Source organism: Acetobacterium tundrae (genome assembly GCF_008086615.1).
In the GTDB taxonomy this organism is placed as follows: Bacteria; Bacillota; Clostridia; order Eubacteriales; family Eubacteriaceae; genus Acetobacterium; species Acetobacterium tundrae.
The window spans coordinates 277,968-292,520 of the sequence record NZ_RXYB01000003.1 but is presented as its reverse complement, the minus strand read 5'-3'; the positions used below and the strand labels follow the sequence as shown (position 1 = coordinate 292,520).

General features: G+C 38.8%; 15 protein-coding genes and 1 pseudogene. 8 read left to right on the top strand and 8 right to left on the bottom strand.

Features of this window, described 5'->3' with window-relative positions; all coding sequences use genetic code 11:
- Nucleotides 1-393 precede the first annotated feature (393 nt).
- Nucleotides 394-810 carry a hypothetical protein gene (locus FZC40_RS04305; RefSeq protein ID WP_148602672.1) on the top strand — a complete coding sequence of 139 codons (417 nt, stop codon included), beginning with the start codon at nt 394-396 and terminating at the stop codon, nt 808-810.
- Nucleotides 811-915: 105 nt separating this feature from the next.
- Here FZC40_RS04305 and mutM read toward each other — a convergent pair whose 3' ends face one another.
- Nucleotides 916-1,728, bottom strand: a complete 813-nt coding sequence (gene mutM / locus FZC40_RS04300; protein ID WP_148602671.1) for a DNA-formamidopyrimidine glycosylase — start codon at nt 1,726-1,728, stop codon at nt 916-918.
- 225 nt (nt 1,729-1,953) lie between these two features.
- On the opposite strand from mutM, the gene FZC40_RS04295 reads away from it, so the two are divergent.
- Nucleotides 1,954-3,600, top strand: coding sequence for a glucosyltransferase domain-containing protein (locus FZC40_RS04295; RefSeq protein ID WP_186843648.1), 1,647 nt, complete (start codon nt 1,954-1,956; stop codon nt 3,598-3,600).
- A 243-nt stretch (nt 3,601-3,843) separates the two neighbouring features.
- Nucleotides 3,844-4,002, top strand: coding sequence for a hypothetical protein (locus tag FZC40_RS04290; RefSeq protein ID WP_186843647.1), 159 nt, complete (start codon nt 3,844-3,846; stop codon nt 4,000-4,002).
- A 96-nt stretch (nt 4,003-4,098) separates the two neighbouring features.
- Here the strand turns inward: FZC40_RS04290 and FZC40_RS04285 are convergent, their stop codons facing one another.
- Together FZC40_RS04285 and FZC40_RS04280 are read right to left on the bottom strand one after the other, a co-directional pair.
- On the bottom strand, nt 4,099-4,437 hold the full coding sequence (locus FZC40_RS04285) for a MarR family winged helix-turn-helix transcriptional regulator (protein WP_243135750.1): 339 nt from the start codon (nt 4,435-4,437) through the stop codon (nt 4,099-4,101).
- 67 nt (nt 4,438-4,504) lie between these two features.
- Nucleotides 4,505-4,897 (bottom strand): annotated as a pseudogene (locus FZC40_RS04280) (MFS transporter); the annotation flags it as partial.
- Between the two features lie 478 nt (nt 4,898-5,375).
- On the opposite strand from FZC40_RS04280, the gene FZC40_RS04275 reads away from it, so the two are divergent.
- Both FZC40_RS04275 and FZC40_RS17035 read left to right on the top strand, forming a co-directional pair.
- Nucleotides 5,376-5,957: a P-loop nucleotide/nucleoside kinase family protein gene (locus FZC40_RS04275; protein WP_148602667.1), complete on the top strand. Its 582-nt coding sequence runs from the start codon at nt 5,376-5,378 to the stop codon at nt 5,955-5,957.
- Nucleotides 5,958-6,054: 97 nt separating this feature from the next.
- Entirely contained in the window at nt 6,055-6,219 is a 165-nt protein-coding gene (locus tag FZC40_RS17035) for a phosphatase PAP2 family protein (protein WP_186843645.1), read from the top strand.
- Nucleotides 6,220-6,739: 520 nt separating this feature from the next.
- Here FZC40_RS17035 and FZC40_RS04270 read toward each other — a convergent pair.
- The 5 genes from FZC40_RS04270 to FZC40_RS04250 form a co-directional block, all read right to left on the bottom strand.
- Nucleotides 6,740-7,645 (bottom strand): sensor histidine kinase, encoded by a 906-nt coding sequence (locus FZC40_RS04270; protein WP_148602666.1) that lies wholly within the window; start codon nt 7,643-7,645, stop codon nt 6,740-6,742.
- Nucleotides 7,646-7,672: 27 nt separating this feature from the next.
- The gene (locus tag FZC40_RS04265) at nt 7,673-8,455 is read right to left on the bottom strand and encodes an ABC-2 family transporter permease (protein WP_148602665.1); all 783 of its coding nucleotides are present in this window, start codon (nt 8,453-8,455) and stop codon (nt 7,673-7,675) included.
- 11 nt (nt 8,456-8,466) lie between these two features.
- Nucleotides 8,467-9,180, bottom strand: a complete 714-nt coding sequence (locus tag FZC40_RS04260; protein ID WP_148602664.1) for an ABC transporter permease — start codon at nt 9,178-9,180, stop codon at nt 8,467-8,469.
- A 2-nt stretch (nt 9,181-9,182) separates the two neighbouring features.
- Nucleotides 9,183-10,097, bottom strand: a complete 915-nt coding sequence (locus FZC40_RS04255) for an ABC transporter ATP-binding protein (RefSeq protein ID WP_148602663.1) — start codon at nt 10,095-10,097, stop codon at nt 9,183-9,185.
- A gap of 116 nt (nt 10,098-10,213) precedes the next feature.
- Nucleotides 10,214-10,891, bottom strand: a complete 678-nt coding sequence (locus FZC40_RS04250) for a response regulator transcription factor (protein ID WP_148602662.1) — start codon at nt 10,889-10,891, stop codon at nt 10,214-10,216.
- A 326-nt stretch (nt 10,892-11,217) separates the two neighbouring features.
- Here FZC40_RS04250 and FZC40_RS04245 point away from each other — a divergent pair, with 326 nt between their 5' ends.
- The 3 genes from FZC40_RS04245 (at nt 11,218) to FZC40_RS04235 (ending at nt 14,402) form a co-directional block, all read left to right on the top strand.
- Nucleotides 11,218-11,664: a hypothetical protein gene (locus FZC40_RS04245; RefSeq protein ID WP_148602661.1), complete on the top strand. Its 447-nt coding sequence runs from the start codon at nt 11,218-11,220 to the stop codon at nt 11,662-11,664.
- Between the two features lie 637 nt (nt 11,665-12,301).
- A complete protein-coding gene (locus FZC40_RS04240; RefSeq protein WP_148602660.1) occupies nt 12,302-12,739 on the top strand; it encodes a DUF1810 domain-containing protein in 438 nt (145 codons plus the stop codon).
- On the top strand, nt 12,726-14,402 hold the full coding sequence (locus tag FZC40_RS04235; protein ID WP_148602659.1) for an SWIM zinc finger family protein: 1,677 nt from the start codon (nt 12,726-12,728) through the stop codon (nt 14,400-14,402). Before FZC40_RS04240 ends, FZC40_RS04235 begins: the two co-directional genes overlap by 14 nt.
- Nucleotides 14,403-14,553: the final 151 nt, after the last annotated feature.

The window sequence follows — 14,553 nt, the reverse complement described above, 5'->3', positions numbered from 1 at the left end:
TATAAAATCAAAATCAATCGCTTCATCGACCAGCCTTAAAATATGATCTTTCGGTACCAACGCATCCATTGTGACGATCTGTACCTGTTCTCTGATATCCTGTTCCCGTTTGGTTAACATAAGGTTTGCCTCCATTTGTTTTCTAATTTTATGATAAACCATGAACCTTGGAATAAGCTTTTTTGATTTCAAAAAACTAAAAAAGGCCAGGTTTCCCTGACCTTTGTCTTCAGTCTGCGATCCTTCGGATCTTTATTTTCCCACGATTTTATGTTATGATATTAAAGCAATTGAAAGCAGATCAATATCCTCAAAGTTTCATTATTAGGTAATTATAAAGCTCGCGGCAGTTTTGCAAATGCCTGAAATTTTATTGTTGTAAGGAGAAAAACTTTGAAAAAGAAAGCCCTTGTCCTCTGCCTCATCATTCTGTCATTATTTAGTGTCACCGCCTGCAGTTCAAACTCGGATGCCTCATCAAATCCGTTGAAGCTTGAAAAAGCGAACCGTTATGAACTGCTAATCGGACTTAACGACGCCAATACCGGAAAACAAATTCTGGAAACAGAAACAGCAAAAGAAGCGATCAAAAAAACAATTCTTGAATCCGTCAGCGGTGTCACCATTACCATTTCAAACGGCAGCTATTATGTGGGCGCTCTGATTGTAGATGAAAACACCATCAACTGCATAATCTATGGCGCTGATGACGAAGCCATCAATAAAATTGTTCAGGAAATTAACAGCCAGTTCAATCTGACGGTTCTTGTTGCAAAAAGTACAAGCGAATATCGATTGATTAAACCATAAAAAAAAACGGCTGGCCAAACAGATATTGTTTCCCAGCTGCTTTTTTTGTATTCATTAGGAGCGCTTTTTAGGTGAAAGATATTCATTATTGCCCCAAACCGGCGATTACCCCTTCTTTTTTTGGCACTCTTTACAATAATAGGTGCCTCTGCCACGAACCATTTCTTTGGTGATTGCTCCATGGCATACCGGACAAACTTTTTGCATATGGACTTGTAACTGGACCTGAAACAAACCGGTAATGCCATTGGCGTCAAAAGAATGAATCGTTGTTCCGCCCTGGGCAATGGCCTGCTCCAGAATTTCTTTTGATACGGTGATTAATTCGGCTACCCGCTTTTTACTGACCCGTTTTCCTGGTGTGGCGGGATGCATTTTCATTCGAAAACAGATTTCATTGGCGTAGATATTGCCAATTCCAGTCATAATGCTTTGATCGAGTAACAAGGTTTTAATCGGCAGACTGCTCTTATGTATTTTTGAGTAGATCTCTTTAGAATCGGCATCCCATGGTTCGGGGCCAAGCTTGCAAAGCGGTAAATCCTGACGATAGGTTTCTTTGTTCACCAGTTCTAAACGACCAAATTTACGGGTGTCCTGATAACGTAATTCGGTGCCATCACTAAATGCAAAGGTAAGATGTTCATGTTTGTTAAGCGACTTTGAAGCTGCTACAATATTATATTTGCCTTCCATCCGCAAATGAGAAATAAACGCTTGGCTATCTAAAATAAAGATTAGGTATTTTCCCACCCGGTCGATATCCCGAATAGTTTGGCCTGTTAACGATGCTACAAAGTTATTTGTATCGCCGGTGATGATCTTATCGTAATGAACCCTAATTTCCTGAATCTTTTTTCCAACAATAAAGTTCTTTAACGTTCTCCGAACGGTTTCGACTTCTGGTAGTTCCGGCATAACTTTTCACCTGCTTTATTTAATGGATACTAATATGCATGCTGATTTTTGATGTTGTTTCAGCTATTAGTTTGAAAATATATTGTATAGAGTATAGTTGCATCAAACGTTATGTTTTTCATTACTTGACGGTTAAAACAATTTGAAATATACTTTATATTTATCAAGCATATAATATATTTGATATATGTCAAGTAATTAAAAGCAATTTAAATGGAGACAATAATGGTTAATTTAAAAGAATTAAAAGAAAATGTAAAATATTTCCTGAACAGCAAATGGGTTATGATTCCATTGTTGCTGGTAACAATCATGAGTTACGGATTCACATTAACGCATCCAAGTATGAGTGTCGATGACACGGCGATGGATTATTATTATCGGCAAAACGAGTTGCTGAGACAGGGACGCTTTTTTCAGGTATTTATCGATAAAATATTGGGAATTTATAACTTCAGGCCGTTTGTGCTGGACTTCCTTGCCATACTGTGCCTAGTTGCAGCAGCGGTATTGTGGTGTTCATTATTCAAAAAGGTTACCGGCGATAAATTAAAATTAATTGTATATATGTTCTTTGCGTGTTTTTTTGTTTCATATCCGTTGATAACCGAAATATTTATTTATATGGGCTCTGATTTTGAAATCGGCCTTGGCCATGCGATGATCCCCTTCATATTATTTATTTTATTAACCGACACCAAAAAGCTGAACAAGCCGGGACCATATATTTTGGCATCCTTTTTAATAGCCTTGACGTTATCATTGTATGAATCGTTTGCAGTTGTCTATTTGTTTGGAATTTTTGCCATATTGATATTGCGGTTTTTATACAGTGATGATAGCAGAAAATTTAAAGATGTGTTTTCACGGGGCGTATATTTTGTGATCCCGTTAATCATTGGTATCGTTTTTCGCTTTCTTATCGATATGAGTTTAAGGATCGTCCTTCAGCTTGGCACAAGCATTAATGCATCTAAGGAAATTCATTGGGATCAGGGATTTATGGAAAATCTACCAAAGCTGTTTAAGGGCGTGACCCTGAGCTTTTTTTACAATGCGCTCGTCTATCTGCCGATCACCATTTTGCTAATCACAATTGGAGCAACACTTGTTTTGATGTTCTGGCAGGGATTCAAATACCGGTCATTAACAATTGCGGCTTTATATTTGGGAAGCATCGTGAGTTTGTTTTCTTTAACGATTTTCCAGGGAATTGAAACCCCATATCGGGCATGTTCAGTTTTTAGTGTTTTTACAGCCTTTGTTTTCATGCTTTTGTTGCAGTTTGTAGAAGAAGGCAAGTTCAGAATCGAAATAAAAAGAGCATTTGTTGTGGTTCTTTGCATCGTACTAATTTGGCAGTTAAATGATATCAACAAGTGGTTTTATGTTGATTATATGCGGTATGAGGAAGAGGTCAACGTGGTCAACCAGGTTGCTACGGAAATACGTTCAAATTACGATTTGGACAAACCGGTGGTTTTCTTGGGTGATTATAAGTTGTCGGATAATATCAACCAGTATACTTCGGCAGAAAAAACCAGTCTGGCCGGAAAACTCTATATGAACCTGACCGGGATTGTACCGGACGGCAAATATGCATACAAATATGTTCAATCCAATGGCGATAGTTTTTTAGACTGGGCGGTCGGCTGGAATTTTGAAAACAATGTTTCCGAAGCGCACAAGTTTTTTAAAGATTTGGGGTACGACTTCAAGGCTGATAATTACACGATGCGAGAAGAAGCATTACCACTGGCAAAAGATAAGCCGCAGTGGCCGAAAAATGGCTCTATTTTTGAAACGGATGAATTTATTGTGGTGAATTTTGGGATCACGGAAAAATTTGAAAATCAAGTAAAACTAAATTAAAATAAAATTGTCTGCTTATGCAGGGACTGACATGGTCACGACAAATAGTACTTCGAATTCAAAACACCCTTGAGTAAAAAATTATACTCAAGGGTGTTTTTACTTGCAACTTTCTGCAAAAAGCACTTCTGAAAAAATGCCTGAAGGACTAAGATTATAGCAAGAGGAACGAAAATATTTAGAAAAAGATTTTTAAGCATTATCATGGCTGTATACACAACACTGGATGGAATAGGTGGCAGATTGAATGATTTTTTGGATCTCAGCCAGAAGGAAGACGCGTTCATTCAAACCTTCATTGATTATGGTGTCGATGTACTGGACATTGATCGGGATGCCTTGGTGAAAGAGTTCACGGATGCCATCATCGGAAACAACTATCCTGTACCCTCGTACTATTGATGTAATTGTATCCCTACTTCGCGATATCCATTAAAATTCCCACGTCTTCAATCACGCTTAATACTACCAAACCTCGACATGCACCTCATCAAGATATTAGCACACCTGCTCCAATAAATCGAGTAGAAGCTCGCTTTTTTCTGCTCCTAATTTGTCGACAAGCCCAGCAAAAAAAGTTGTAAAATAGTAGGTTCCCTTCTCAACTATTTTTTCTCCTTTGTCTGTTAGCTTGAGATCAACAATCCTTTTATCCTTTGAATTTGTACTGCGATCAATATATCCCTTACTGCTTAAACCTTTAACCAATTCAGTAACAGTAGGTGATGTTACTGACATTCGATTACTGATTTCTGATATACTGGTAATATAATTAACATCACAAGAAATATCTTTGAGACATAACAAAACACGTATTTCGCTTTGTTTTAATCCCAATAATGGTTGCTTTTTTCGTTCAGCTCTAGACAAGTTTTCAAATACAGCTATTAGTTTTTTTATTTCAATATATGGCGATGATAATAGTCCCGCCAAGATTACGAAAAAGTGGTGTGGTTGCGGTAACCACACCAAGCTGTGAGGCTGGGGCTGAATTTTGTGCTGCTGTTGTGAAGACAGTCATCCTAAAACCAAGACCTGCTCCGAAAATAATCAGGCTCACCGCAGCCATGGTTACGCTGCCCATATTAGCCATCACAATCATGCTGGCACTCATAATACCTAAACCCACTACGGCGAATAATCTGTAATTGCATGATTTTGATAACCAGCTTCCAACTAGTGTACTGAAGATAATCATCATAATTGACATGGGAATATTAAATAAACCGGATGTCGTTGCTGATAAGCCTTGTACCCTTTGAATGTAGAATGGCATATAGGACATTGCTCCCATCAACGCGATCATAACAACCGTTTTTTTTTACTTGTTAATTGATTCATAAAATAAGGTTCCTCTTTCTTTTTGTCAAAATTGTTGGCAACCAAATTAATTAGATTACCAACCTAACGAGTTATAGCCTAAACCGAGTCGTCAACACCTATTAAGAAATATTTAATTTAAAATTGAATCACAATGGGAGGGGCTATCGTGTTTTCGCGAAGGGAATCTGCATAATAAAACGTCTGGGATCAGTGAAAAAGTCGAAAATATTAGTTTGTACAAATCGTTTAAAAGATTTTTCATACCCAGATTGCTTACCGACTGTCCCCACGTGCAGCGGTTCAAACCAAAGGTCAAGTAACCTCGGGGATGTCGAACGAAAAGCCCCCCCGTCTAGATAAGACAAACTACTTTGATTAAAATGGGATTTCGGGTATAATTATCCCCAAAAGCACAAGTTACTCTGTGGATTCGAAGAATAGGAGCATAACAATTGAAAAAGCTGATTTTAGTAACATCACCGCCAGCAAGTGGAAAAACCTATGTCGCAAAGAAACTTGCAGAGGCATTAAGTCAGGTGGTTTACCTGGATAAGGATACACTCATACCCCTTTCAAAACAGATTTTTATCGTAGCTGGGGAAGAATATAACCGGAGTTCTGATTTTTTTGAGAAAAATATTCGTGATTATGAATACGAAACAATTGTCGCTCTTGCTTTAGAAGCCCTGGATTACGACAATACGGTATTGATTAATGCGCCATTCACAAAAGAAGTAAGGGATATCAATTATATCCGTGAATTGAAAGCAAAACTAATAAAAAAGAAGGCATCTTTAGTTGTTGTCTGGGTAGAAACGGCAATAGAAGTGACCCGCCAAAGAATGATTGCAAGAAATTCTGAACGGGATACCTGGAAACTTTCCCATTGGGAGGACTATCTCGCAGAGAGCAATTTCGATATTCCCACTGCCTTGGACAATCCGCATGTAAAAGATGATTTGCTTATTTTTAAAAACTCAACGGATGAAGAATTTAAAAAATCGTTAAATGAGATTTTATCAATACTTGAATAGAAATAAGGTCGTTTGATGATCGAATAAAGTAAAGGCGGTTTTAAGTGAAACAGAAAATTGCAGCATCCATTTCTCTGATTATCGCGCATTTTTGATTATGCCAATAAACCTAATTATCGGCATAAGTGTTCTGTTTTTTTCTGGACTTATTGGCTGGTCAAGAGTTGAATTAAAAAGACATACGCCAAAAGAAGTCTACACGGGAGCCATCATCGGATTTACGATTGGACTGTTAATGATCGTGACTGAAGGAGCTATTTAGTCTCAATCAAATACTTCAGCTTTATGTCCGCATATCAAATGAAAATTGAGAAGGAAGGCAAGTATGGAAAATTACACAAACAAAGAATTGAAAGAAGCACTTGTGGAAGTAACATCAACGATTAAGGAATGAACAAAGGCAGACCAGACAGTGAAGATTTAAGGAAAGCAGAGGAATTTGCGTTGAGTTTAGAATAAGTATTGATCATAAAAAGGCAAAAAAGGTGATGAAAGATTACCTGGAAACTGTTATCGAAAAAGCGAAAATAAATACCACCACTCAAACTGGCAGCTATTGCAGTCAATATAAAAAGAATAGCGGCCACCATGACCGCTAAATCTTCCTGTTTCTGTGAACGATTTGTCGAATTTAGAATTAATTTCTTTTTCTGAAAATAATTCACTCGAATTTTGAGAACTCAGCTAAAAAAACATGTTTTTTTCACTGGGGCCAGGCCTCGGATGGCGTAATAGGATTAGGCGAGGGGTGTTGTTTAGTGAGCGCGGATTGTTGAAAAGATTTAACTACTCAATATAAACCCAATTTCGATACAAAGAATTTGACTATTTAAAGAAATGCCAACGATTTTACCCTTCATTTTCATCAATAATGTTTTTACGATATAAAGTCCTAAACCGGTGCCACTGCTTTTTCTGGATTTATCCGCGGTATAAAAGCGGTCAAACAAATGATCAATATCATCTTGGGATAGATTCGGCGCAGGATTACGGATTGACAGGATTGCGTAGGCATCTTCTTTTGTCAAAACAATGTCGGCTTTTTCCTTGGCATAAAGTATTGTATTGTTAAGCAAGTTCTGCACAATCCGGGTACAGGCAACGTGATCGCCGGATATCCAAATTGGATAATCAGGAAGGTTTACCTGAAGACTAATTCCGTGCTTCTGAAACAGCTCGTATTGTCCCACTAAAACATCGGTTACCAATATATTTAGGTCGAATTTTTCTTCATTAAGCAGCGTTTCATTAACATCCAATACAGACAGTTCGTAAAGACTGTTTATCATAGCTTTTAACGCATGCGCTTTGTCATCCACAGTTTTTAGATAATCTTCACGCTTTTCCACTGGACATTCAGGATTCCGAGACAATTGCAAATAGCCTAAAATAGAGGTCAATGGAGTTCGTAAGTCATGACTGAGGTTTGCAATGGAATCTTTTAGTTGAAGATCATTGCGCCGCACTTCAATTCGGAGACTTTTTTGCAGATTTAAATTGCGATTGATGGCGGCGGCAAGTTTGTTTAAATCGTTGTCAATCAATGAAACCGTAACTTTTTTCTCGGTACTGCCGCTTGTGCGATCATGCAGTTGTGTTGTGATCTTGCGAAGCTGCTGTTTGATGCGAAAAAGGCGGACGCCGAACATAACCGTTGCGATACATACCGTAATTAAAATCCAAATCATTCAACCACCGCCTTCTTTTATAACATCTTATTTTAGTTCACATCTGCGGAATACGCAATAACCACCACCTAAAAATACCGTTGCCCAGCCGACCGCCACAGCTATTGCCGCTAACCCTTCCCTTAAAGTCAGGTAAGGTCTCAGTACATGTCGGATCAAATAGGCCGGATGAAAAAGCAAGGCAACCCCGGGTGTATTCGTATAAGCAGTTCCAGGTACTAGATTGGCTGTCTGCAATAACCCTGCCATGAACCAGCAAATAATCAACAGAAAGAGTGCAGAAACGGCTATTGACTTTGCGGTATCTCGGAATAACATCACAAAAAAAATGCAAATTGAAATAAGCGAAAAATTCAGCAGTAAAAGCATTGCAATTGTTCGTATAAAATACGGGATAGATTGAGTGGAAGGCAATGGAAGGGAGAAGGAACAGCGTATGCAGCCAAGCAGCAGCGCCAATAGAATTGCCAAGTTTGGCACGATAAAGCCTACAATGCACCGACTTGTATAAATAGCTGCCCGGCTGTGTCCAGCGGAAATCTCGTGATCAATGACTCGGTTGGAAAACTGCTGACCAAAAAGCATCGCTGTAAATGCACCGGTAATAATCAAAAATGGTAAGATGCCATCCGCTGCTGTAGTCATAAAGATCCCCTGTATGTTATGCGGAATATCCGGTACCATGGGATCGTATCCCAAGTAATCAGGACCAAACATAATGAGTCCAAAGGCACATGGAATAATCAAGGTTAGCCAAAAAATCAAATTGTGCCGCAGTTCATACCATTCATATTTTAATAAATTGCTCATTTCTCTCCTCCTCAACGCAGTTCCGCCTGGCGGAATACTAATGCAGATATCACAAATAAAACAGCGCTCCAAATGCTTCCCAACAGCATTCCATATACAGGGTGAACGGTGCCGTTTGTAACGAGAGCCAACATACCAATAGGCAGAAAGTGTGCATATTGAATGGCGTATTTACCATTTAGCAGCATAATCATAATAAAAAACAGAATTATTGGAATACCAATAGTTCGGCCAACGTCCCGGAAACAGACCGCCGCAAGCATAGATATCATACCAATGGCGCAGTTGAGTAACACGAATGCTATAAACACAAAAAGTAGATAAAATTCCATTCCAGCAGTAAAAGGGATACCCCAGCCATTTTTTAACGTGCAGTATATAATACCCAGCAGCGGAAATATCAGAATAAGACCATTTAATGCTAATAAAAAAACAATGGTTTTAGCCAAAAGTACCTGTATACGACTTCTTCCCGCCGTTATCTCATGATATAAGGTGCCATCTTCAAAATCTCTACCGACAAACAGTCCACCGTAAATACTTGCCATCATAATTGTTATCACTTCTTTTTGCATAATATTTTTCAAAAAAGAGTAACCCGACAGACTGAATTGCTGACCGCCGGATAAGATAATCAAATTGACAAGCACGATGACGGCCAGCAGTATCCAGTAAATCTTATCGCGGACGAGTTTATACCATTCAACATGTAAAAGCTTACCCATATTTAGTCGCCCTCAATTCTGTGCAGAAAATAATCTTCAAGACTGTCTCCGGCAAGGCTGAGACCGGTTACCAAAAGTCCTGCTTGTGAAAGCACACGTGCCACATCTTCCATGTTGTCCAGATTGTCATACAATCGTATGACGCCATCCGGCATAACCTGAAAGTGCGTAGTATGTAATGCGCTTTCCAACACAGTTGTTGTTTTAGTAGTATCATTTGTTTTTATGGCGATATGCCGTTTGCATTTTTCATCCAGTTCTTGTTGTGTTAATTCCTCCAGTACATGGCCCTGATGCAATAGGATATATTGTGTTGCCGTTTGATACAGTTCACTGAGAACATGACTGGAAACAAGCAACGTGATCCCACGCTCCCGATTCAGCCGTTTCATCAGTTCCCGTATTTCAACAATACCGGATGGATCAAGGCCGTTAATCGGTTCGTCTAAGATTAAAAATTCCGGATCATTCAACAAAGCCATCGCAATGCCAAGTCGCTGACGCATTCCAAGGGAAAAATGGCGCACGGCCTTTTTCCCGGTATCTGTCAAGCCAACCAGTTTCAATGTTTCCTGGATACATTCCTTGTCCGGAATTCCGCGTTGAATGCGCTGAGCCTCCAAATTCTGTTGAGCCGTCATGTTTTTATAAAGTGCGGGCGTTTCCACCATACACCCAATACGGGCACGCTGTTTCTGCAATTCCTTTGCTCCGGATTTTCCAAACAGTGTCATTTTCCCATCGGTGGGAAAGGAAAGACCGGTGATCAATCGAATCATTGTGGTTTTCCCCGCACCGTTTTCACCAATAAAACCATAAATTTCACCACGTCGCAGAGTTAGATTTACGCAATCAAGTGCCATGGTTCCTTTATACTTTTTTGTAAGATCTTTTGCTTCAAATATAGATTCTTCCATTAATTTCATCTCCTTTATATTCTATTATAAAATGCAATTCGTAATTATTTCTAAGGAGAATCATAAGAGTTTCTAAAGAAATTGCCTGTTCCCATGGATCACGAAAACAGGCAATTTTATTTAGATTCGATCAGTTTGTATCCGATTCCCCAAACCGTTTCGATAAACTCCTGGTCGGGGCAGACAGATTTCAGTTTGCGTCTTAGATTACTAATGTGGGTATTAATTGCGTTGTCATCATAGCTATATGGTTCATCCCACACACTCGTAAACAGGTTGGCTTTCGTGAATAGTTTCTGGGGATTTTCCATGAGCAATCTGAGAATTTTCATTTCCGTTCCAGTCAGAGAAATTGGCTTTCCAGATAGGTTACATACATTCGTTTCCGTATCAAAAACCAAAGGACCCACGGTAAGGTGTGAAGAGCTAAAACCTTGACTGCGTCGCAAATTGCTTTCGACTCTTGCCAACACCTCATTGTTGTCGAACGGTTTTGTAATGTAATCGTCCGCGCCGGTTCGGAGCATATCGACCTTTACCGTCATTTCATCCTTGGCAGAGATGATAATAACCGGCACCTTGGAGAATCGACGAAGGTTTGCGAGTAATTCTTCACCCGGAATTTCAGGAAGCATTAAATCCAGCAGCACCATATCAAAGCTTCTATTTTTCAGCGTTTCATAAGCGGGTTTGCCAGAATATTCAGATACACAGTGATACTGATTTTCACTTAGAATATTACACAATAGACGATTGATTTCATTATCATCTTCGATCACTAAAATATCCGTCATGTTATTACCTCCCAGCTTTTTTTAATGATACAATTCTCTAACAAACGGCAGTTCCTTTTGTTGAGTCAATTCATTATAATCCTATTGCTCTTTTTTTTCCAGTAGACGTTTGATGGTCACACTGACATGTTGCCTTGTTTTTCAGAGACTTATGTGCGCGTGGTCAAGATGCTTTTTCAAAGTGTCAGTGGCGGCGATAAAAAAAGGGCGCATCGGCTCTTGAATTTATATGTTGAACAGGGTGAATCTTTTATATTTTTGCGTTTCGGACAATTTGAAGAATCCATGGTATAATCGTCTTAATATTGAAAGAGGTGTGCGCAATTATGAATAAGATGCAAATAATTATGGAAACAAGATTCTTAGATATAGCAAGGGCAATAGAAGAGTATACTGAGTCCGGAAACAAAGATGTTTTTATTTGCAATGTTGATAAAAAAAATGAGATAGATAGGGATCTTAGAATAATATGCGCAGGAATCCTTGGACTAAAAAATGTAATAATCAATAGAAGTGGCAATAATTCTTGGTACGCTGAAGCTATTTATGAAAATCAAGAAGGTGTAATGATTAAAAAGGTTGGATTCTTGGATAAAGAAAATTTTAAAATAGTTGAAGAAGGATCAGGTCCTTCAGTAGTAAATTATACTAAGAATCTAACAGTTAAAGAAAATAAAAAGATCTATGAATTATTAACAACGTTGCCATTAAAGAGAACGAGAAAATTAAAACGTTTGAAAGAAGACTATGAAAAAAATAAAAATCAAATATAAATTGGCAAGCTGTTATAAAATGAAACAGAACATATAATCCAAAGCTAAACAATCAAATCCTTTGTCAGAGTTAGTCAAAGGATTATAAAAAGATGAAAATGATTAATATTTAAAAGTGGACACAGAGTATGTAACATAAAAAACACCCGTGAGTTAAAATCATGGGTGTTTTAAAATTATGGAACACAAGGGGGCAGGTGTAATCATTGCGGATTTTCATTTAAACTCCTTGTCATTTTGGAATAAAGGTTTTAACATATTGTAACATGTTAATGACAAATGTGTTTCGCTGAATTTTAAGGGTCGTTAAGGGAGGTTGTGCCAAACCCTTTCTAGATAGATATCATAAAAGTCCCGTCCCCACTGTGTAGGGAACTAAGTGCATACGAAAAAAGATGTTTTCATTTAAGGCGTTGAAATGCAAATAAAAATAAATTATAATCATTTTAAGGCAAAAAGTAAGGAGTGATTATTCGGAAAACAGAGCAGGAAGAAAAATAAAGGTTGGAGTGGTCAAGCAGAATACTCGGGTTTTATTCCGGCAATCAACCTGTAACTTTTTTAAGACGTTAGGGTATCGAATTCACCTGATTAAGATTGAAAAGTCGTGTCATTAAACGAAGGAGAGGAACAATAGATGGACACAGTTGAGCGTTTTATCAAAGCACAGGAAGAAAACTATGAGCAGGCACTAACAGAAATTAAAAATGGCCGCAAGCGCAGCCATTGGATGTGGTATATTTTTCCCCAGCTTAAAGGGTTGGGCAGGAGTGAAACCGCCAGGTATTATGGAATAGCGAATTGGCAGGAAGCCAAGGCGTATATGGTGCATCCTGTTCTGGGTTCGCGTTTGCTGGCGATTTCCGGGGAATTGTTGAAACTTGAGTCGAGTGACGCCAATGCGATATTTGGCCGACCTGATGGTTTGAAATTGAAATCGTCAATGTCCCTGTTTTATCTGGTCGATGGTAATCCGACATTTAAGGCGGTGCTGGATAAATTTTTTGGTGGTGAGATGGATGAAGTCACCGCCGATCAATTAGATAAAGGAGAGATAACCGATGAAGCTGAATGATTTTGAGAAGTATATCGACGAAACGATCTTGGATCGGGGATACGATTATTATGATGAGGGAAGAATCAGCGAAATTATCAAACAGGGAGATCAGGACTATCTTTTTACCGTAGCGGGAACCGAAGTCTATCAGGTGACTATCAAACTTGATGATCAGGGCGAAATTACGCAAACGGGTTGTGATTGCCCCTATGATTTTGGGCCAATCTGCAAACATCAGGTGGCGGCATTTTATGTGCTGTTTGATATTGTCAGCAACAAAAAAAATCAATGGCCAGAGATCGAAACAGCAAACAAACAGCCAGCGCTTAAAGGTGTACTGGATACCCTCACAAAAGAACAACTGACCCAAATTATCATCGGGATGGCGGATAAGGATGAAACGCTGAAAAACACCCTGATGATGAGATATTCAAAGGGAAATCCGCAACAGGAACTACAAAAATGCAAAAGGTTGATGGAATCGATTGTCAGAAAGTACCAGGGCCGAAGTGGCTATATTGAATATCAGGAAGCTGATGAATTTGCTGCTGAAATGGAAGAATTGCTGGAAGCGGCAAACGATACCGAAGATTGCTGCCTATCAATGGATATTGCATCGATGCTGTTGATTGAGGCGGTTGAAGCGTTTCAATACGCCGATGATTCAGATGGCAGCATCGGTCAATTAGTCTCAGCGGGCATCGACACCATCGGAACAATTGTTACTGATTATGCAGATCTTGACATTGAATTAAAAGGAGAAATGCTTGAGAAGTTACTCAAACTATCTGATGAGAGCGGTTTTGATGGGTGGGAGGATTTCAGAATCGATCTGCTTCAAATCGGGATCAAATTTGCCGATGTTGAAAGCCTGAGAAACAAGCTACAGCAGAAGATTGAAGCGACGATCGGTAAGCTCTCTGATGATCCATATAAGCAATACACGGTTGAAGCATTGCTGCGGATCGAGTTGGAAATAAAAAGTCGGTATGGTACGAAAGCTGAGGTCGATGAATTTATCAGACAGAATCTTAATTATTCATCATTTAGAGAAGCGCTGATTGATAAATGCATTAAAGAAAAAGATTTCCAGCGTGTGATTGAGCTGGCTTTGGAAGGCGAAAAAAAGGATCAGGACCATGCTGGTTTAGTCGTCCGATGGAAAAAGATCAGATATACGGCTTATAAGCAGCTCTCCCATAAGAAAGAACAGCAACAGCTGGCTAAAGAACTGTTTTTGGACGGAAATTTTGAGTATTATCAGGAACTAAAAGCATTAAATACCGGGAATGAAACCGCACTTTATCAGAGTTTAAAGCAGGAATTAAAAGCGCTCAAAAACTGGCGTGGCCGAGAGTTGTATCGAACGCTGATTGTCGATGCTAAAGATTTGGATGCGATCATGGACTTCGTCAGAGAAAATCCCCAAAGTATTGAAACCTATGCCGGGATGCTTAAGGAAAAGTTTAAAGATGAAGTCATTGAAATTTATCAAGCTTATATCAAAGGAGCCGCCGGAGCTGCCCGAAACAGACGCGACTATCAGGGCGTTTGCAGAATCATCAAGCAGTACAATAAGATTGCTGGTAAAAAAAATCAGGACACGATCATTCAGGAGCTGGTTGCTTTTTATAAAAAAAAGCCAGCCTTTGTCGATGAACTGAGTAAAGTTGGACGATAATGCAGTAAAGTAAAGGCTTTGATTAGGTTGCTGGAATCAAAGTTAAAATGAATGCTTAGTGGCCAAATTTTATAAGTGCATAGGTAAAGGAGAAATTTGAGTTAATTAAATAACTAAATAACTAAATAACTAAAATAGCAAGAGAAAGGAT